This window comes from Kribbella sp. WER1, from assembly GCF_054189145.1.
In genome coordinates this window covers 315,367-335,336 of the sequence record NZ_CM135186.1, presented here as the reverse complement: position 1 = coordinate 335,336, position 19,970 = coordinate 315,367, and the positions used below count along the sequence as shown (strand labels likewise).

The 19,970-nt window shown below is 69.8% G+C and carries 16 protein-coding genes; 9 read left to right on the top strand and 7 right to left on the bottom strand.

What is annotated here, in order from left to right:
• Positions 1-4: 4 nt before the first annotated feature.
• The 6 genes from ACXJJ3_RS01640 to ACXJJ3_RS01615 are packed head-to-tail and all read left to right on the top strand — an operon-like array spanning position 5 to position 5,792.
• A complete protein-coding gene (locus ACXJJ3_RS01640; protein WP_458168034.1) occupies positions 5-919 on the top strand; it encodes a carbohydrate ABC transporter permease in 915 nt (304 codons plus the stop codon).
• A complete protein-coding gene (locus ACXJJ3_RS01635; protein WP_458168032.1) occupies positions 919-1,800 on the top strand; it encodes a carbohydrate ABC transporter permease in 882 nt (293 codons plus the stop codon). The genes ACXJJ3_RS01640 and ACXJJ3_RS01635 overlap by 1 nt, the downstream gene beginning before the upstream one ends.
• The gene (locus tag ACXJJ3_RS01630; RefSeq protein WP_458168031.1) at positions 1,797-2,672 is read left to right on the top strand and encodes an NAD-dependent epimerase/dehydratase family protein; all 876 of its coding nucleotides are present in this window, start codon (positions 1,797-1,799) and stop codon (positions 2,670-2,672) included. Before ACXJJ3_RS01635 ends, ACXJJ3_RS01630 begins: the two co-directional genes overlap by 4 nt.
• 1 nt (position 2,673) lies before the next feature.
• Positions 2,674-3,927: an enolase C-terminal domain-like protein gene (locus ACXJJ3_RS01625; RefSeq protein ID WP_458168030.1), complete on the top strand. Its 1,254-nt coding sequence runs from the start codon at positions 2,674-2,676 to the stop codon at positions 3,925-3,927.
• A gap of 51 nt (positions 3,928-3,978) precedes the next feature.
• The gene (locus tag ACXJJ3_RS01620) at positions 3,979-5,238 is read left to right on the top strand and encodes an ROK family transcriptional regulator (RefSeq protein ID WP_458168029.1); all 1,260 of its coding nucleotides are present in this window, start codon (positions 3,979-3,981) and stop codon (positions 5,236-5,238) included.
• Positions 5,235-5,792, top strand: a complete 558-nt coding sequence (locus ACXJJ3_RS01615) for a GNAT family N-acetyltransferase (RefSeq protein ID WP_458168028.1) — start codon at positions 5,235-5,237, stop codon at positions 5,790-5,792. The genes ACXJJ3_RS01620 and ACXJJ3_RS01615 overlap by 4 nt, the downstream gene beginning before the upstream one ends.
• Positions 5,793-5,815: 23 nt before the next feature.
• On the opposite strand, the gene ACXJJ3_RS01610 is transcribed toward ACXJJ3_RS01615, so the two are convergent.
• The 3 genes from ACXJJ3_RS01610 to ACXJJ3_RS01600 all read right to left on the bottom strand — a co-directional run bounded on the left by ACXJJ3_RS01610 (position 5,816) and on the right by ACXJJ3_RS01600 (position 12,184).
• Entirely contained in the window at positions 5,816-6,907 is a 1,092-nt protein-coding gene (locus ACXJJ3_RS01610) for a Gfo/Idh/MocA family protein (RefSeq protein ID WP_458168027.1), read from the bottom strand.
• Positions 6,908-6,914: 7 nt separating this feature from the next.
• Positions 6,915-10,703, bottom strand: coding sequence for a discoidin domain-containing protein (locus tag ACXJJ3_RS01605; protein WP_458168026.1), 3,789 nt, complete (start codon positions 10,701-10,703; stop codon positions 6,915-6,917).
• Between the two features lie 65 nt (positions 10,704-10,768).
• Positions 10,769-12,184, bottom strand: a complete 1,416-nt coding sequence (locus ACXJJ3_RS01600; RefSeq protein ID WP_458168025.1) for an MFS transporter — start codon at positions 12,182-12,184, stop codon at positions 10,769-10,771.
• Between the two features lie 113 nt (positions 12,185-12,297).
• Between ACXJJ3_RS01600 and ACXJJ3_RS01595 the strand changes: the two genes are divergently transcribed.
• Positions 12,298-12,870, top strand: coding sequence for a TetR/AcrR family transcriptional regulator (locus tag ACXJJ3_RS01595; RefSeq protein ID WP_458168024.1), 573 nt, complete (start codon positions 12,298-12,300; stop codon positions 12,868-12,870).
• Here ACXJJ3_RS01595 and ACXJJ3_RS01590 read toward each other — a convergent pair.
• On the bottom strand, positions 12,867-13,970 hold the full coding sequence (locus ACXJJ3_RS01590) for a tyrosine-type recombinase/integrase (RefSeq protein WP_458168023.1): 1,104 nt from the start codon (positions 13,968-13,970) through the stop codon (positions 12,867-12,869). The two genes, ACXJJ3_RS01595 and ACXJJ3_RS01590, sit on opposite strands and share 4 nt — an antisense overlap.
• Positions 13,971-14,377: 407 nt before the next feature.
• On the opposite strand from ACXJJ3_RS01590, the gene ACXJJ3_RS01585 reads away from it, so the two are divergent.
• Complete coding sequence (locus ACXJJ3_RS01585; protein WP_458168022.1) at positions 14,378-15,229, top strand: hypothetical protein; 852 nt, start codon at positions 14,378-14,380, stop codon at positions 15,227-15,229.
• 312 nt (positions 15,230-15,541) lie between these two features.
• Here the strand turns inward: ACXJJ3_RS01585 and ACXJJ3_RS01580 are convergent, their stop codons facing one another.
• Complete coding sequence (locus ACXJJ3_RS01580; RefSeq protein WP_458168021.1) at positions 15,542-16,339, bottom strand: NAD(P)H-binding protein; 798 nt, start codon at positions 16,337-16,339, stop codon at positions 15,542-15,544.
• A gap of 56 nt (positions 16,340-16,395) precedes the next feature.
• Between ACXJJ3_RS01580 and ACXJJ3_RS01575 the strand changes: the two genes are divergently transcribed.
• The gene (locus tag ACXJJ3_RS01575) at positions 16,396-16,785 is read left to right on the top strand and encodes a winged helix-turn-helix transcriptional regulator (RefSeq protein ID WP_458168020.1); all 390 of its coding nucleotides are present in this window, start codon (positions 16,396-16,398) and stop codon (positions 16,783-16,785) included.
• Positions 16,786-17,727: 942 nt separating this feature from the next.
• Here ACXJJ3_RS01575 and ACXJJ3_RS01570 read toward each other — a convergent pair.
• On the bottom strand, positions 17,728-18,135 hold the full coding sequence (locus tag ACXJJ3_RS01570) for a hypothetical protein (protein WP_458168019.1): 408 nt from the start codon (positions 18,133-18,135) through the stop codon (positions 17,728-17,730).
• A gap of 222 nt (positions 18,136-18,357) precedes the next feature.
• A complete protein-coding gene (gene sepH / locus ACXJJ3_RS01565) occupies positions 18,358-19,926 on the bottom strand; it encodes a septation protein SepH (protein ID WP_458168017.1) in 1,569 nt (522 codons plus the stop codon).
• Positions 19,927-19,970 lie beyond the last annotated feature (44 nt).

Sequence of the window (19,970 nt, the reverse complement as noted above, 5' to 3'; positions counted from 1 at the left end):
TCAGATGTTCCAGCAAAGAACTAAGCAGTCGTCGAGCCGGAGCGTTGCCACTTGGTACCGCTCCGGCGGGCTGAGCGCGATCCTGTTCGCGCTGCCGCTGCTCCTGACCTTCCTGTACTTCTCGTGGGGCCCGATCGTCCGCGGCCTGGTGCTGAGCTTCCAGAAGACCAACCTGGTCGCTCCCGCCGAGTGGGTCGGCTGGGCGAACTTCAGCTACGTGCTGACCGACCCGCAGCTCCCGCAGGCGGCCCTGAACACGCTGTACTTCGCGTTCCTGGCGCTGGTCTTCGGATTCCCGGTGCCGCTGTTCCTGGCCGTGTTCGTCAGCGAATTGCGCAAGACGGGCTGGCTGTACAACGTGCTGTCGTACCTGCCGGCCGTCGTACCGCCGGTGGCCGCGATCCTGTTGTGGAAGTTCTTCTACGACCCGAGCGGTTCCGGGGTGTTCAACGCGATCCTCGGCTGGTTCGGGCTCGGCCCGTACGCCTGGCTGAACTCGCAGAGCCTCGCGATGCCGGCGATCGTCCTCGAGGCGACCTGGGCCGGCGCGGGCGCCACCTCGATCATCTACCTGGCGGCGCTGACCGGCGTCCGCACGGAGCTGTACGAGGCGGCCGAGCTCGACGGGTCCGGGATCTGGAGCCGGGTCTGGCACGTCACGCTGCCGCAGATCCGCGGAATCATCCTGATCATGATGCTGCTGCAGCTGATCGGAACCTTCCAGGTGTTCACCGAGCCGTTCCTGTTCACCGGCGGCGGACCGAACGACGCGACGCTGTCGATCCTGCTGCTGATCTACCGGTACGCGTTCATCAACGGCGACTTCGGGGCCGCGACCGCGTTGAGTGTGCTGCTCGCCGGCGTGCTGTGCCTGCTGTCGGTCGTCTACCACTTCGCCACCCGCCGCTGGAGCAACTGATGAGCTACGAACGTGGAATCATCTCGACCGCCGACCGGCAGCGCACCGCGGTCCGGTTCGGGCTGCCCGCGATCCAGGTGGTGATCTTCGTCGCCGTGGTGGTCGCCGGTGTCGGCCCGCTGCTGTGGCTGCTGAAGTCCGGCGTCTCCACCAGCCAGGACATCCTCAGCGGCCCGATGCAGCTGTGGCCGTCGGGGATCCAGCTGAAGAACATCCCCGATGCCTGGAACCGGGTACAGATCGGCGCGTACCTCGGCAACACCGCGTTCATCGCGATCGGCTCGATGATCTCGACGCTGTTCGTGTGTACGACGGGCGCGTTCGTGCTGAGCATCCTGCGTCCGAAGTGGGGCCCGGTCGTCACCGGCGCCGTCCTCGCGACGCTGTTCCTGCCCGGCGTGATCTCGCTGGTCCCGCTCTACATGACCGTGCTGGACATGCCGCTGCTGCACATCAGCCTGCAGAACACGTTCTGGGCGGTCTGGCTGCCGCAGGCCGCGGGCGCGTTCAACATCCTGGTGATGAAGCGGTACTTCGACTCGATCCCGCGCGAGCTGATCGAGGCGGCCCGGATCGACGGGGCGAGCAACCTGCGGATGTTCACGTCGCTGATCCTGCCGCTGTCGAAGCCGATCGTCGGCGTCGTGGCGCTGCTGACCGTGATCGGTTCATGGAAGGATTACCTCTGGCCACTGCTGGTGCTGCCGGATCCGAGCCTGCAGCCGATCTCCGTCGCGCTCCCGCGTGTGCAGAAGACCACAGAGATCTCGCTGCAGATGAGCGCACTGTTCCTCGCGGTTCTGATACCTGTGGTGCTGTTCTTGTTGTTCCAGAAGCAGTTCCTGCGCGGCGTCGGAATGTCCGGAGGCATCAAAGAGTGAGTGAACTGAACGGCCGGCGGGTGCTGGTCACGGGGGCTGCCGGCCGGATCGGGCTGGTCACGGTCGAGCACCTGAACGAGCTGGGTGCGAAGGTGACCGCCTTGTCGAACGTCCCGCATCCCGATCTGAAGGCGGACCGGGTGCTGATCGGCGACACCCGGTCCGAGGCGGACGTGGCCCAGGCGCTGGAGGGTGCGGAGTACGTCGTGCACCTGGCGGCGCTCGCGCATCCGTCGGCCGGTACGCCGTACGACGTGTACACGATCAACGTGGTGTCGACGTTCAACGTGCTCGCGCAGGCGGGTGCGCTGGGCATCGACCGGGCGGTGATCGCGAGCAGCATCAACGCCACCGGCGTACCGTTCAACCCGCACGAGATCCGGCCGGCGTACTTCCCGTGGGACGAGAAGGCGCCGAGCGACGTCGGCGACTGGTACTCGCTGTCCAAGCAGAACGACGAGAACACCGCGCGGATGGCGTGGCGGCGGTGGGGGATCGACGTGGTCTCGTTCCGGTTCCCGCACGTGAACTCCGCCGACGCGCTCGAGCGGATGGCCGCGCACGTCAAGGAGGACCCGGTCAGCGGGCTCCGCGAGGCGTGGACCTACCTCGACACCCGGGACGCGGCGTACGTCGTGGAGCTCGGGCTGACCGCGCCGCTGTCCGGGGCGCACACGTTCTTCGTTGCCGCCGGCACCAGCACCGCGCCGTACGCGACCGAGGACCTGCTGGACGCGTACGCACCCGAGGTGCCGCGATTGCGGCGGTTCGTCGGGCGCGAGGTACCGATGGACCTGACCGCAGTCCGTACCACGCTGGGCTTCCAGGCCCGGCACGAACTGGACCTACCAACTCTTCCTCTGGAGCTTTGACATGCCCTCGAACTTCGACCAGCCGTGGCCGGTCCGCGACGACCTGCGGATCCGCGCGGTGAAGGCGATCGTCACGGCGCCGCAAGGCATCCCGCTGGTGGTCGTGAAGATCGAAACCACCGAGCCGGGCCTGTACGGGCTCGGCTGCGCGACGTTCACGCAGCGCTGGAAGGCGGTGCAGACGTTCGTCGACGAGCACCTCGCCCGGCTGCTGGTCGGCCGCTACCCGGGTGACATCGGCGACCTGACCCGGCTCGCGTCGTACTCCGGGTACTGGCGTGGCGGACCGGTCACCAACAACGCGATCTCCGGGATCGACCAGGCGCTCTGGGACATCGCCGGCAAGCGCGCCGGGATGCCCGTGTACGAGCTGCTCGGCGGCAAGGTGCGCGCGGCCGCGGACACGTACATCCACGCCAGCGGCAAGACCATCGAGGACACGATCGAGCACGCGAAGACCCTGGTCGACCAGGGCTGGCGGCACGTCCGGCTGCAGATGTCCACGCCGGGCGGCGGCGGGTACGGCGCTCCGCAGCTGCCGACGCTCTACCCGGACGCGCCCTACCGCAACGGCTGGTCCGCGCGCGACTACCTGCGTTCGACGCCGGAGCTGTTCGCCGAGGCGCGGCAGGCACTGCCCGCGAACATCGAGCTGCTGCACGACGTGCACTCGCGGCTGACCCCGAAGGAAGCGATCATCCTGGCGCGGTCGCTGGAGCCGTACGGGCTGTTCTTCCTGGAGGACGTGCTCGCGCCGGAGAACTGGGACCGGCTGCCCGAGGTGCGGGCCGCGTCGCCGGTGCCGCTCGCGGTCGGCGAGCTGACCACGTCGATGAACGACGCGGTCCGGCTGATCCGCGACCACGGCGTCGACTTCATCCGCTCGCACGTCTCGGACATCGGCGGCCTGACGCCGGCCCGCAAGCTCGCCGACCTGGCCGAGCTGTGCGGCGTCCGGACCGCGTGGCACGGCCCGGGCGACACCTCGCCGATCGGTGCCGCCGCGAACGTCGCACTGGACGTCACGTCGGTTGCCTTCGGCATCCAAGAGGGGCATATCTACAACGACGCGACGTACGAGGTGTTCCCCGGCACGCTGCGGATCGAGGACGGCTGGCTGCGGCCGAACGACGCTCCCGGCTGGGGCATCGACGTCGACCTGGAGGCAGCGGCCCGGTACCCGGCCGAGCTGTCGGGTCACGACGAGTGGGCGGCCGGCGTACGGCGGATCGACGGGGCCCTCGAGGCACCGTAGTCCGGCAGTACGATCACGGCCCAGGCAGGCGACGAGACGGGAGGTGGAGAGATGAGCGAATCGGTCGAGGGGCTGGTCCGGCGCGCGGGTGCGAACCAGTACGACCTGGGCTCGTTCAACGAGGCCGTGATCATCGAGACGATCCGGCTGGCCGGCATCATCAGCCGGACCGAGATCTCCCGCCGGACCGGCCTCACCCAGCAGTCGGTGTCGCGGATCCTGCGCATCCTGCTCCAGCAGGGCCTGCTGGTGGAGGAGGCGCAGGAGCGCGCCGAACGGCTCGGCAAACCGCGGACGCCGGTCCGGCTGCGGTCGAACGCGGCGCACGCGGTCGGGATCCACGTCGACCCCGAACTGCTGACCGTCGCGGTCGTGGACCTGGACGGGAACATCGTCCGCCGCGAGACCGTCGACCTCGCCGAGGATCTCGAGGCCGGCCGGCTCGTGGACCTGACCGCGGCGACGGTGACCGCGGCGTTGAGCATCAGCCAGGTGGACATGGCCTCGATGCTCGGCGTCGGGGTCGCGGTTCCCGGTCCGATCGACGCCGACGGGTCCCTGCTCGCGTTGCCGTTGCAGCCGGCCTGGCACGGGCTGAAGATCCGGCAGTTGCTGCAGGATCGGCTGAACCATCCGGTGCTGGTCGAGAAGGACGGTACGGCGGCCGCGATCGGCGAACGCTGGATCGGCCGGTCGGCGCGGGCCCGCGACTTCGCGTACCTGTATCTCGGCACCGGAGTCGGGAGCGGGCTGTTCCTGAACGGGGCGATCTATCGCGGCGGTACGTCGAACGCGGGCGAGTTCGGGCAGGTCGCGGCGCTGCGGGTGGGGGAGTGGGACGGCGAGAACGGCCCGCGGCTCGTCCCCGAGTGCAACCCGACGGCGTCGCTTCCGGTGATCGCGGCCGAGTACGGGTACGTCGAGAAGGACCCGGCCGCCACCGACGAGGCCACGCGGTACAAGGCGGTCTGCCACGCCGCGGCTGCCGGGGACGCGGCGGCGGTGCGGGCCGTACGGCAGGTGGCTCGGGTGATCGGGCAGGGTGCCGTCGGGCTCGTCGACCTGCTGGACATCGACCTGCTGGTGCTCGGCGGACCGGCGTTCGGGAAGGAGATCGCGGAGATCTTCCTCGCCGAGATCGGCCGCGCGGTGAACGCGCATCCGCTGGCGCGGGAGACCCGGGAGGTCGTCGTCGAGGAGTCGATGCTGCAGAAGGACGCGGCCGCGGTCGGCGCGGCGTCGACGATCTTCCACGACGCGTTCACCCCTCGGGTGTCGGGATCGAGCCAGGCCCGTAGGCTTCCCAAGTGATCGAACCCCGCCAGCTGACGCCGGACGTCGAACTCCGGATCGCAACCCTGAACGATGCTGCTGCGCTGGCCGATGCTCAGACCTTGAGCCGGGAACATCTGCGGCGGTGGGAGCCGGTTCGTGCGGAGCGGTGGTTCACGGCCGAAGGCCAATTGGAACGCCTGACCTACCAACTCGGCCGCTACCAGAACGGCCAGGTAGTTCCCTGGGTTTTGGCCGCCGCCGACCGGATCGTCGGCGCAATCACGTTGAGCGACCTGGTCCCGGGTCCGTTCCGCAGCGCAAGCCTTGGCTACTGGATCGCGGCCGACTCGATCGGCCAGGGCCTGGCGACCCGCGCGGTGGAAGCCGTCGCCGAGATCGCCGACACCGAACTGAAACTCCACCGCATCGAGGCAAGCACCCTCACCGGCAACGTCGCCTCTCAGCGAGTGCTGGACCGCACGGGCTTCCAGCAGATAGGCATGGCCCCCACCTACCTACACATCGACGGCTACTGGCAGGACTGCAACCTCTACCAACGCATCCTCAACAACCGCGAACCCGGCGCCTAACGACACCGGGTTCGCGCAGTTGGCTAGTTGGGCGGGAGACCGATGCCGCGGGAGACGTCTACGTCGTCGTACCGGCCTTCCAGGACGTCCAGGAACTTGACTGGGCGTTGGAGAGTTGACGCGATGTAGACCGCCCGCACCGTCGCCAGTGCGTCGATGGCGTCCTGGACGGTGATGGCCGGCTTCTCGCCCTCGGCGAGTGCGTGGAAGATGTCGTCGTACTGCGCGGTGTGGCCGCCGGGGCTGCCGACGTCGACCGGCTGGTCGGAGTCGGTGCCGTCGACGTTGAGGCGGCTGAGGCGGTCGTCCTCGATTTCGGCGCCGCCTTCGGTGCCGTGGACCGAGACGCGGGTGCGGCCACCGGGGTACGCCGCCGTGGTCGCGTGCAGCGTGCCGACCGCGCCGTTCTCGAAGGTGAGGGTCGCGACGACCGTGTCCTCGACCTCGATCGCGTGGTGGGCGGCGCGCAGCGCCTGGGCCTGGATCGTGACCGGGCGGCCCATGAACCACAGCATCAGGTCGACGGTGTGCACGCCCTGGTTCATCAGCGCGCCGCCGCCGTCCTGCGCCCACGTGCCGCGCCAGCCGGCGGAGGCGTAGTACTCGTCGCTCCGCCACCAGGCGACCGTCGCGACGCAGGAGGTCAGCTGCCCGAAGCGCCCGGCGTCGATCGCCTGCTTGACGACCGCGCTGCCGGCGTCGAACCGGTGCTGGCTGATCACGGACGACAGGACGCCGTGGTTCGCGGCCCGGTCGGCCGCGGCGCCGAGCCGGCGGGCGCGGACCAGGTCCACGTCGAGCGGCTTCTCGATCACCACGTGCTTCTTCGCGTCCAGCGCCTGCTCGGCGAGCGCGGCGTGCGTGCCGCTCGGGGTGCAGATCGCGACGAGGGACACGTCCGACCCACTCAGCGCCGCGGGCAGGTCGTCGTACACCTTCGGCTCCGGCTGGCCGAGCTCGACCAGTTGTGCCCGCAGTGCCTCCCGGGCCGCGTCGTCGCCGTCCACGAGGGCGGTGACGACGGCGTCGGGGCGTTCCGCGACGGCCTTGGCGTGGGTGCGGCCGATGATGCCGCAGCCGACGATCGCGACCTGCTGCTGTTGTGTGTCAGCCATCTCGCTCCTACTTCGGTGTGAAGTTGGCGGTCAGTATCCGGTCCGTGTCGACGGTGAAGGTGTACGACGGCGTTGTCGCCACCACCGTCCCGTTCACGGTCCAGTTGAGGAAAACGCTATCCGATCTGGGTGCCGCCGTCACTGTGACCTGCGCGCCGACCTCGTACGTTCCGGGCTCGGATTCGTTGCCGGCGATCGCGACCGTACCGTTCCCGTTCGCCCGCACCGCGACACTGCGCTGCACGACGTTGATCACCATCACGTTGTGCAAGGTCGCCGGACCGCTGAGCGTCGCACCGTTGTACCGGGCAAGGTTCGTCGCCTCGACGTCGCCCTTCACCACCTGCACGGTGTGGCCGTCGGTGCCGAGGTTGTCGGTGCCCAGGTTGAACGCCTCGACCTGCCCGTCGTCCACGACCAGCCCGTCGTGGAAGCCGTACGCGAACACGTTCAGCAGCGTCAGCCCGCGGGCCCCGTCGACCGTGACGATCTTCGCGGTCTTGCGCATGTACTTGTCGATGACGAGCTCGAAGATGTTGCCCTCGTTCATCCAGTACGGATGCTGGTACCCGACCCGGGTGACCGCGTTCCCGTTCGACAGCACGCCCTCGACCCGGCCGTTGCGCCCGGCCCCGATCGTGATCGCGTGGTCGAAGAACGCACCGGCCACCTTCCGTACGACGACGTCGTCGCCGCTGAGGTCGATGCCGTCCCACGCGTTCGGGAAGCCCGCGTTGATGACGTAGTTGCCACCGGCGTGCCCGCGGATCGCGTACGGGTACGGCACGACGCCGTTCGCCGGGTTGTTCTCCGGATAGAACACCCGCAGCCCGCGCACACCTGCCTTGGCGCCAAGCGTGACCAGGGCGGTGTCGGTGTTCCTCTCGAACGCCTGCAGCACCGTCCCGCCGCTCAGCCCGCCCTCGTCCCGGTTCGGTACGGCGGACGCGCCGCGCAGCTCGACCTTCGCCGGGACGGCCAGATGCGTGCTGATCCGGTACCACCCGGCCGGCAGGTACACGATCCCGCCGCCGTCCCGCCCGGCCCGGTCGAGCACCTTCTGTACGTCGCGCGTCGCGTCCGCGGCCGGCAAGTACCCGACTCCGTGCGGCGCGTCCACGACGTACAGCTTCTGCACCGGCTTCGGCAACGGCTTCTGCGTGTATGTCGGTGCCGTGCCGGACATGTGGTGGATCGTCCCGGTCTGCGGGCCGACGACCTCCGTCCCGGTGAGCTTCACGTAGCCGTGCGAGTCGTTCGTGATCCCGCCGTCCACGTGCCCGCCGGCGAGCGTCATACCCCAGCGGTCGTCCATCACGTCGACCTTGATGCCGACCCCGGTGCGACGGATGTCCGGTGCGAGGAAGCTGCCGGTGAACTGCGCGCGCTGACCGGCGACCACGTGGATCCCGATCGCGTAGTCGGCGACAGAGACCCGGTAGAACTGGTCCCACTCGAGGTCGCCGAGGACTAGCCCGGTGCCGTGCGCGCGGGTCCACGCGTCCAGCTGTGCCCGAGCCGGCGGACGGAACGCGGCCGGCGCCGACGACCAGTACGAGTTGTCGAAGGCAACGTTCTCCCAGGTGCCGACGTCGGCGCCGTTGTACGCGCGGGCGCCCTCGAACAGCGCCGTACCCTGCACGTTCCGGATCGTCGTCGACTCGTGCACCTGCCCGGAGCTCGGGGCGTTGCCGTGGTCGTTCGGCATCGTGCTGACGCCGATCCCGCGGTACGAGTTCAGCATCGTGACGTCGGAGACCGTCGACATCATGTAGTTCTCGTTGCCGATCCAGGCGCCGCCGGGGATCTCGAACGTGTAGTTGTACGGCACCGGGTCGGTCGCGTTCTGGTTCGGGTAGTACGTCGTGACGCCGACCAGGCCGGCGCTGCCGCCGATCCGGAACAGACTCGGCCCGTCGTCACCCGGCGCCAGGTCCGCGACGACGATCGTGCTGCGCTTGTCGCCGCGCAGCGTGCAGAACGCGTGTACTTCGATCGTGTCGGTCACCTTGTACTGCCCGGCCGGGAGCCAGACCGTGCCGCCGCCTGCGTCCTGACAGGCGTAGATCGCCTGCTGGATCGCCCGCGTCGAGTCCCGTTTGCCGGAGCGATCGGCGCCGTACTGCGTGGCGTCGAAGTCGGCGACCACGCCGTCCTCGGTCGGGCTGCTGGTCTGCACGAGCTTCGGCTGCGGCGTGACGACGGGTGCTGCTCGCAGCTGCAGCTCCTGCACGGTGAATGTCTGAGCGCCTGTCATCGCGACTCTTACATACCGCGCGTCGACCGTCGCGAACCGCGTACGGCTGATCTGGTTCCCGCCCGGCGAGCCGATCCGGCCGACGTCGGTGAACTTCTTGCCGTCGTTCGACACCTGCACGGTGTAGTCGGGGGAGGAGGCGGCGCCCCATTCCACCCGGACGTCGTTCACCGGTCGCGGCTTGCCGAGGTCGAGCTGCAGCCACGAGTCGGCGCCGCCCGTCCAGGAGGTGGTGTCGTCGCCGTCGTTCACGTTCGCCGCGCCGGTGCCGGCACTCGCGGACGCCGTACCACTGGCCGCGAAGTTCGTGTCGACGACCGACGCGGTGAACGCGTCCAGCCGGTTCTGCAGCGTGGTCAGCGCCGCCTTGACCTGGGCGTCGGTGACGCCCGGGGTGGACGCGACCGCCTGAGCGTTGTCGATCGCGGCCTGCAAGGTGGCGCGGCTGCCGGCCGGGTACTGCCCGTCCCGGGTTCCTTCCCGGGCGGCCTTGGCGGTGCGGGTGGCCTGGCCGATCAGGTCGACGAGGCCTTCGGTGACGTCGAGCGTGCCCGCGACCTTCGCGACCCGGACGGCCGCGACCTTGAGGTCGGCGGAGCCGTCGCCGTTGTGGATCCGGAAGTCGCCGCCGTTCGAACGGTTCGTCAGTACGCCGTCGGGAAGCGCGAACGTGTAGGTCTTCCACGTCTTCGTGTCGCCGTACCGGACGACCTCGGAGTTCTTGAACTTGTCCGGGATCGTGTCGCCGGAGGAGTCGTAGTGCAGCCCGAACTGACCGTTGCCCTCGTCGAAGTAGTCGACACTGACCAGGACGAGGCCGTGGTTGTCGTACAGATAGGTGTCGGCGACGTTCATGTAGAAGAAGTTCGTTCCGGGCGACGGCGCGGTGCGGTCGGTCTGCCAGTACGGGCGGCCGTCCTGGATGCCGGTGAGCAGGTGCGAGGCGTCGTCGCCGGCGCGGGGGCTGATGCCGTTCTGGACGGGCGTCGCGCCGAGCTGCACGGAGGCGCCCGCCGTACTGATCCGAAGGCCGGCGATCGTGACGTCGTCGGAGCCGCCGAAGACCCGCAGGTCGGCGTCGCCGAGCCGGTTGGTGAAGCTGATGCCGGTGAGCGCGAAGACGCCGGTCTTCCACTGGCCGGTGTTCGTGAGCTGTACGTCGGTGGCGTCCTGCTGCGGGTTGTCCTTCGCGTCGTACTGAAGGTCGAGGGTGCCGGAGCCGCTGTCGAGATACGTCACCGTCACCAGGACGTCGTCGGTGCCGATCTCGCCGACATAGTCGTGATCCACGTCGAACTCGAGGTATCCGGTGTTGGCGGCCCGGTTCGTCTGCCAGTAGGTGCGGCCCTGCGCGGTGCCGGTCCGGAGCCCGGCCGGGTCGTCGCCGGCGGCAGGTTTCACGCCGAGCGTGGTGGGCGCCGGCCCGAGGTCGGCGCCGACGCCGCTGGGGTACGTGGTCGCGGCCTGCGCTGTCGGAACAGCGAGCAGGCCGGTCAGTAGACAGAGGGGGAGTACCCGCGCGAGCAGGCGTCTGGACATGCTGGAACCTCCCAGGTGGCGGACCGGAAGAGCAGCTGCGCGGATAAGTTAAACCAAGCGTGTTACTAATTCAAGACTCTGTGCTTCGACTCGGGCGCAGACGCCACGGTGTGCGCGGTTCTGGACTTCGCGAGCCACAGACCGGTGAAGACCGCGGTGGCCAAGGTGACGGCGCCGGCGGCCAGGAAGGCACTGTTGAGCCCCGCCTCGAACGAGGCGCCGGAGGATTGCCGGGCGCGCACGATGGCCCCGAGGAGCGCCACACCGAGCACCGCGCCGATCTGCCGGGTCGTGCTGCTGATGCCCGAGGCCAGGCCGCCTTCCTGCTGGCTGACCGCCTGGATGGCGGCCCCCGTCAACGGGGACATGGTCAACGCGAAGCCGACGCCGACGAGCCCCAGACGCCACCACACGTTCCCGTAGCCGGTGTCGGCGTGGACCATGCCGAGTGCGAGTAGACCCGGACCGGCGAGGGCGAGACCTGCGGTGACCACGACACGGAAGCCGTACCGGGCGGCGAGCCGGCCCGCGTACGGGCTGACGACGACCATGGCGAGTGATGTCGGGAGGGTCTGCAGGCCCGCGCGCAGGATCGAGCTGCCCTGGACGTACACGAAGAACTGGGAGAAGAAGAAGGACGAACCCATCAGCGCGAACCCGACCACGACCATGGCCGTGTTGGACACGCTGAACAGCCGCTCCCGGAACAGCCGCAGCGGCAGCATCGGGGCGGAACGGCGGGCCTCGACGGTGACGAAGGCCGCGAGCAGGACGACGGCAGCGCCGAAAGTGCCGAGGATCAACGGCGACGTCCACCCGCGAGCGCCGCCCTCGATGAGTCCGTACGTCAGCGCCCCGACCCCGAGCACGGACAGCACCGTCCCTGGGACGTCGATCGCGGGAGCGTCCGGATTCCGGGTTTCGGCGAGGCTGCGAAGGCCGACGAGCAGGAGGATCGCACCGACCGGCAGATTGACCAGGAAGATCGCGGACCAGCCGAACGCCTGCGCGAGCACGCCGCCGGCCACCGGTCCCGCGGCCAGGCCGATTCCGCTGAAGCCGGCCCACAAACCGATCGCCTTGACTCGTTCTTGTGGCACTGGATACGCACTGGCGAGCAGGGCGAGCGATGCCGGGCTCAGCGCCGCCGCGCCGATGCCCTGTAGCACCCGGCCGGCGATCAGCCAGGGGACCGACGGAGCGAGGCTGCACACCAGCGACGCCACGGTGAAGACGGCAACTCCGATCAGGTACACCCGTTTGCGTCCGAACCGGTCGGCGAGGACGCCGCCGGTGAGAAGCAGCATGGCGACGAGCAGGACGTAGGCGTCCACGATCCATTGCAGGCCGGTCAGTTCGGTGTGCAGCCGGCGCTGCATGTCAGGGAGTGCCGCGCCGACGATCGTGTTGTCGAGCAGGACCATGAACTGGCCAAGACAGGTCACCGCGAGCAACACGGCCCGATGCGGTCGACTGTTCACTGCCACGGGATTCCTCTCCGTCGTCAGAACCACTAATGCAGTTGTTGGCTGCGTTAGCGACTGTAGGCGCGCCGCCTCGCAAACGCAAGTCGCAGCTGCGTTAAGCTCGGGCCATGAACGAGCCACAGCGCGCCCGGCGGCCCGGCGGACGCAGCGCCCGGGTCGCGGCGGACGTCCATCGGGCGGTCACCGATCTGATCAGCGAGCGCGGCTACGGGAACTTCACCGTCGGCGACATCGCCGCGCGGGCGGGGGTGGCCGACAGCAGCATCTATCGCCGGTGGGGAAGCCTGGAAACCCTGCTCGCCGAGGTGGCGCTCACCCGCCTCGACACGCAGTCACCGATGCCCGATACCGGCACCCTGGACGGAGACCTGCGCACCTACGCGGCCCAGGTGGCCCGTGAGATCACCGGCCCGGACGGTCTGGCCCTGCTCCGCCTCGCGATCGCGTTGTCGAGTACTGGTGAGCAGGGCCTGCAGGCGCGGGACGACGTCCTTGCCGAACGCGCTCGGCAACTGCAATCCATGCTCGACCGTGCCGCCGAACGGGGGGAGCGCGCGCCCGATGCGCTGGGCGTACTGGACCACGTGATGGCCCCGATGTACATCCGCGTCCTGTTCGGGCTGGACCCGCTGACTCCGGAGTACATCGACGGACTGGTCGACCGACTGCTGCGGGACTAGCCGGGCGACTTGAGGTGCCGGGGTACGGCGGTCATGACGCGGCCGAGGTCGTCGGTAAGGGCGGCGACGCGTTCGGCGCGGCCGTCGTCGTCGATGTAGACCATGACCGTGCGGACATCCGCGTGCCCTGAGAGCTCCTGGAGATCCTCGGCGCTGTGGCCGCGGCGCTTCTGGTCGGTGATCGCGGTGGCGCGTAGCGAGTGCGGGCCGACTGTTTCGGGGCGGGGGATACCGGCCGCCTTCGCGAGCCGGCGGAGCAGGCGGGTGACGTCGTGGCGGTCGAGCCTGTTTCCGATGGCGTCGGCGAACAGTGGGGCCGGCCCCTGGCCGGTCCAGGGCGGCCGGGTCCCGCGGTAGGCGTCGAGTAGCTCGGACACGGTCGTCTCCAGCGGTACGCGTACGGACTTACCGCCCTTCCGGGTGACGACGAGCCAGGTACGGCGGCCCTCGTCCTGGCGGTCGGCGTCGTTGGCGCCGCAGAGTTCGGAGACCCGCAGGGCGCCGGTGTAGAGGAGGCCGACGATCAGGGCGTCGCGGACGTCGCTCGCGGCCGCGAGCAGGTCGCCCACCTGGTCGGCGTCGAGCACCCGCGCCGAGGTGGCGCGGCGCCCGCGCTGGAACTTGGGACGGTGGTCGTCGTCGGAGATGGGGGAGACCACGGGTAGGCCCCAGCCGGCGGCGTACCGGTAGAGGCTGGACAGCGTCGACAGCCGGCGTGAGACGGAGGACGCCGCAGCGCCCGCGTCCTGCTGGCAGGTGAGCCACATCGTCACCTCCCCGCGCCGCAGGTCGAGCCCGAACCGCTCCCGGCCGAGCTCGCGCTGCGCCCAGTCGGCCCACAGCAGCAGGTCGTCGGCGTACCCGATCCGCGTGTCCCGGCTCGCACGCCGTGTCCCGCCCAGCCAGAGCACGACCAGCGCGGTCAGCTCCGGCGTGAGGGCTGCCATCAACAGCTCCAGCCGGTCGACGGGGTCCGCCCGGGGGTCGGCGAGTGGCCGACGCCTGCCGAGGGAGCGACGTACGGCGCCCTCAGTCGCCGGATCGGGCCGTGGCAGCTCGACGGCAGTCTCCGTCGGACGGAAAACCAGCGGATCGTTCACGGCGTCACGCTAGCGCATAACGGGGATTATGCGCTACTTCCGTTCAGTTTAGTTGTGTCTAAAGTAGTGGATGTTAACCATACTTAATGGGGAACTTTATCGACGTAATGTCGTAGGATGGTGAGATGACGACTGAGCCGATCGTTCGGACTCGACAGGGACTGTGCGAGTTTCCTGGAGTGACCTGTGCGAACCCGAAGCAGGTGGACCCCGGGACGCCGGGCCGCCCGCCGAAGTACTGCGGGCGGGAAGGAGCCGGGGTCGACGGGAAGCCGGTCGTCCACAACAAGGCGAACGCCTGGGCCGCTAAGAACCGGCTCGCCAGACAACCCGCCCGTCGCGACGGCACTGCCGCCGGCCCGGACTCGTCGGCTGTCTCAGGGCCGGGACCGGTGACTGCGGCTCGGATGACGCTCGAGCAGCTGATGAAGGGCAACCTGCCGCGCCTGATGCAGGAACTGGAGGGCTACCTCGCCCAGATCGCCGAGGCAGTCCGCACGTACGGCGACGCAGAAGCCGTCGCCGCCGAGGTCGAACAACTGCAGGCGGCATCGCGCGCCGAGCTCGCCGACGCCGAACGGCAACGCGGCCACGAAGAACACCGCCGCCGCCAGGCCGAACAGCAAGCCGCCGACGCAGAAGACGCCCGCGAGGAAGCCGACGAGGCGGCCCGCGAAGCCGTCGCAGCCCTCGACGAAGCCCGGGTAGACGTGGCAGTCGCCCAGGAAGCCGCCGAACAAGCCCGCCAAGAAGCCACCGCCGCCGCCGACCACGCCGCCGCCGAGCTGGAACAAGCCCGCCAGGACCTCGCCGCAGCCCACGAATCGGCCGCCGCAGAACTCGACCGCGTCCGCACCGAAGCCGAACACCGCCTCCGCGAAGCCCAAACCGCAGCCGAAGACCAACTCCGCCAAGCCCGAACCGAAGTCGAAGCTGCCCGCAAGGCCCAGTCCACCGCCGAGTCCACCCTCGAAGCCGCCCAGCAAACCGCCGACCAACTCCGCGCCGAACTCCGCGAAGACCGCACCCGCCACCGCACCGAACTAGAAACCCTCCGCACCGAACACCGAACCGACCGCGACCAACTCCGCGCCGACCACCAAACCCAACTGGCCGACCTCAAGCAGGCAACCGAAGACCGAGTAGCCGCCCTGACAGCAGCCCACCAAGCAGCAGAACAAGAAGCCCAAGCCCTCCGCCACCAACTACACGCCCTCCCCACCGCTGAACCCGCCCCTGAAGAATCAAAGAAGAACTAGCCCCGCATCCCGGCGTTACCTCACGGCGGTCCAGGCGAAGCAGGAGAGCTGTCCGGCGCGCACCACCTGCACCTCAGGTGGCCGTCCCGCGCGCCGGGACCGACCTGCGCGGAGAGACGCGCGCTGCGCACGACCCGCGCCGCACGCCTGTCGTTCGGAGTGAAGAGGTGCATGAGCCACCATTGGCGCCTCTCCCTGCTCGGCGGCAGACCCGCGGAAGGTAAGAGCCGCGCGACGGGCACCACCTGTACCGGTCGGCTGCGCGTACAGAGCTGCGCGCAGCGCCGGTCCTGCTCTCGACGATTCCGACGACTAGCGGAAGGCGGTCGCGTTGCGGCGTACCCAGTCTGCGAAGGTGTGTGCTGGGCGGCCGAGGACCTCTTGGATGTCGCGGGTTGGCTGCTGTTCGGTTGGGGTGGGAGTGCCCAGAATGTCGAGGGTTGATTCGACCACTGGCGCTGGCATGAAGTTGAGCATGTTGGCGCGCGCCTGGTCGGGGGTGAGCTCGGCGAACTGAACCGGCGTACCGACTGCCTCCTCAATCGCCGTGGCCTGTTGGCGTGGGGTGATCGCGGTGGGACCAGTCAGGGTGTAGATGGCGCCGGCGTGACCCGGTTCGCGGAGCACCGCCGCGGCGACCTCGGCGATGTCTTGCGGGTCGACGACGGGGAGTGCGACGTCCGCGAACGGCGCGTACACCGTCCGCTGGCTCCGGACCGACTCCGCCCAGGCGAACGCGTTGCTCGCGAAGTTGCCGGGCCGGAGGATCGTCCATTTGAGCTCCGACCCGGTGACAGCGTCCTCGTGAACGGACGGGTGCCGCTCCGTGGCGACACCCTGCGACGACAGCAGGACGACCCGCGGTACGCCGGCTTCCCGCAGTACCGCGATCACCTCCTGGAGGTTGCCGCGGGCAAGGAAGTCGGGGGAGGTGAGCAGGAAGACGGCCTTCGCGCCGTCGAGAACGGGGCGCAGGGTTTCGGGTCGGGTGAGGTCGGCCTGGTGGCCGGCGCCGCTGCGGGAGACGGGGACGACGTCCTCGCCGAGCGCGGTCAGGGTCTGGACGAGGGGACGGCCTACGTTGCCGGTTGCTCCGGTGATCACGATCATGGGGATCACGCTAGTGGCGCGCGGATAGTAGGTACCTAGAGGATAGTATCGGGTTTGTGACCGAGACCACGTCAGCTGCCGCCGAGCCCGTCCAGGCCTGCCCGATCGCTCCGGTCGTCGACCTGGTGTTCAGCCGGTGGACGACGCCGATCCTGTGGACGCTCAACGAATACGGCGTCCAGCGCTTCGTCGAGCTGCACCGCCGGATCGGCACCATCACCCCGAAAGTCCTCACCCAGCGCCTCCGCCAACTCGAACGCGACGGCCTGATCACCCGCACCTACCACGCCGAGGTCCCGCCCCGCGTCGAGTACGCCATCAGCCCCCTCGGCCGAAGCCTCGCCCCACTCTTCCACTCCCTCGCCGAATGGTCCCCCAACCTGACGAAGGTGGAGGCCGCCCGCCGGCAGTTCGACACCCACGAACCCGCCAACCGCCGCCCCTGACCCCGGCCCCTGACCCCCGCCGCCGCCTGCCGCACACGAACGGATATCCGTTGCAGTTGCCGGTTCTCCGCTGATGTAGCAGGGGAGAAGCAGCAACGCGAGGGGATATCCCCTCGCGTTCAGCGGGATGCGCGCCGGTCCGGACGAGGTGGGGAGGCTTGGGTACTGCGTGGTCCGCAGACGGTTCCGCGCCCGGTACGCCGGCGGCCCAGCCAGTCAGGCACGGCAGTCTCGTAGCGCGGGTCGGTCCCGTGGTTGGGCAACGCGAGCGGTGGTACCCCGCCCGGGCAGCGCGACCCGCGCGGCGTAGGCGGTGGCGTGGCGGGTTGGTCCCGTGATGGGCGACGCGCGGTGGCAAGCCGGTCGCGCGGCTCGATCTGCACGGCTCGACCCGCACCGGCGTAGGCGGTGGCGTGGCGGGTTGGTCCCGTGATGGGCGACGCGCGGTGGCAAGCCGGTCGCGCGGCTCGATCTGCACGGCTCGACCCGCACCGGCGTAGGCGGTGGCGTGGCGGGTTGGTCCCGTGATGGGCGACGCGCGGTGGCAAGCCGGTCGCGCGGCTCGACCTGGACGGCTCGACCCGCACCGGCGTAGGCGGTGGCGCGACGCGGGCGCGTTGCGCACTGGCGTACGGCGTCAGCTGGTCGGGCGGGCCGGCCAGGCACGGCAGGCGAGCGGCGCGATCTGGGCCGGAACGACCTGCGCGGCGTAGGCGATGGCGCGGTGCCGCGCGGGTGCTTGCGTACTGCTGTGGCGGCGTGAGCTGGTCCCGGCCGTGCGGTGAAGTGCGGAGTGCCGCGGTGTGGGCTTGCGCGCTGGTCGGGTGTCGCGCGGGTTGGGATGGTGGTGACGCGGAGCGGGCGGGTCCGGTGGGCGACCGGGTTGGTGGGAGGCCCGGTTGGGCCTGGCGGCCGGGTGAGGAGGGGCGGTGTGGGGTGGGTTTAGGCGACGCTGACCAGTTCGCGGGTTTTCAGGTGGGTCAGGAGGGTGAAGAAGTGGGGGACGGCGTCGGCGAGGCGGAGGAGGCCGGCTTCGTGGTGGTGCCAGTTGTATTCGAGTTCGCCGTCGATGATTCGCTCGTTCAGAGGGACGGCGTACCGGCTGAGGGTTAGGCGGGCGGGGCCGGTTTGGGGGTGGTGGTCGCCGCAGCCGCACTCGGCGGGGATGGTGATGGTGGTGAGCGCGTCGGGGGAGTAGATGCGCAGGCGGAGGCTGGTGCCGCGGGCGGTGAAGTGGGCGATGGTTGCGTCAGGCAACTGGACTAGCAGCTCGACCGGGACCGGGTGCGAGCCGGGGAGCAGGCGGAGGTCGTGGGACGCGAAGAGGTCGGCTAGAGCCGGGAGATTCATGCGGAGTTCCTGTGAGTGCTGTGTCGGCGGGCGGGCCACGGAAAGGGGCAGGGCCTCGGGCGCCGGAGTCGGCGCGCGTCAGTGACAACACTGACAACAGCAACAACACAGCATCATCTGCATGCCGACGATGATGGCAGCACGCAGGGTCGATCACCAAACACCGTCCGCGATGTGGGACGCCTGTCCAGGAAGCGAATGCGGCCCGGCGAGCGCGGTAGCTCAGTCGGCCTTCTTGCCGAACATGATTTCGTCCCAGCTGGGTACGCTGGCGCGCTTGCCTCGGCGGGCCGGCTTCTTCTTTGCGGGGGTGTCCGTTGCCTCGTCGGTGCCGTCCGGGAGTGCGGGCTGCTCGGGGGTGGCCGACTGTTCGGTGTGGGGTTGTTTGGTCGCAGGCTGCTGGGTGGGCTGGGCGGTCTGCTCCTGCGGCTGCGGCTGCGGCGATCGAGCCTCTACCGGGTGTTCGTCGGTTGGCCGGGGTGGGGTGGGGCGCGGGCCCGCGGGGCGGTTGGGGGCGTCTGCCGTCCGCGACGGGGTTGCACGTGCCGCCGGTGCAGGCTGAGGACGAGGGGCGGCTTCGGCGGCGGAGTCCCGGTCGGTCTGGTCCTCGCGTGGGTTGGCGGGGGAGGCGTACGTCGGGGGTGTGGTGGGGCGTTCCACTGCCCGGACCGACGGGCGGGGGGCGGGGGGCTGGTCCACGGGGACGTCGATCAGGGTGGGTTCTTCGTCGGGGTTCGGGACCGAGTGGACGCGGCGGGGACCGCGGTCGGTGTCGCGGGACGTGCGGGAGACCTCGCGCTGGTGGCCGGCGGAGTCGTCGCGCGGGTAGCCCGCGGGCTCGTTGCCGGGGTAGCGGTCGCCACGGGAGCCCGCGGATTCGTCGCGGGAGAAGCGGTCGCCCCGAGAACCGGCGGCTTCGTCGCGGGAGTAGCCGGCGGGCTCGTTGCGGGAGCGGGCGGCGTCGTCCCTCGAGTAGCGGGAGTCGTCTCGCGAGTAGCGGGCCGAGTCGTCGCGGGAGTACGCGTCTTCGCGGGAAACCGGGTGGTTTCGGCGGCGGAGGGCGACGGTGTCTTCGAAGCCGGCTTCGTAGCTGTCGGCGCCGTGGTCGGGGGCGAGGATCGGGTCGATGTCGGCGACTGCGGCGAGGCGGCGTTCGCCGGGCTGCGGCTGGACGGGCGTCGGCAGGACCTGGGGCTGTTCGCCGACCAGCCAGCGTGCCTCGTCGTCGTCCGGTACGACATAGCGACCGGGCGCGTCGTACGCGAACATCCCGATCTTCTCGTCCTTCTTCTCCGCCTCGTCCTCGGACTCGACGAAGTACGAGACGCGCACCGCCCAGCGGCCGTCCTCGCGGCGCCAGGCGTCCCACTCGGCCGAGGTGGGGTCGACGTGCCGCAGCCGGAGGCGGTCGGTGACCCAGGCGCCGAGGTTGCGTGCCGGTGCGTCGCCGCCGCCACGGCGGCGGACGGAGGCGCGCTGGGCGAGCGTCGCGATGTGGTCCCGCTCGGCCAGGACCGGGCCGGCGAACGCCATCACGCGTTCCATCGGCATCTGGGCGACCGCCGCGACCGCCTCGGGACTTTCGCCGGCGCGGATACGAGCCTGGATGTCTCGTGGGCGCAGCGCGCTCTCCATTTGAATCTCCAGCTGGCCGAGTCGGGCACGGTCGCCGCGGAGGGCCGCACGCATCCGGTCGTCGACCGGAACGGCGAACTCCTCACCCGTCTCTGCCATCGCCAGGATGAGTTGCGTCCCATCCTGGCTCAGACCGACGAGCCTCGCCTCGCGCATTGACCTTGTTCTCCTGTGCGGTTCTAGACAGTCTCTCCCGGACG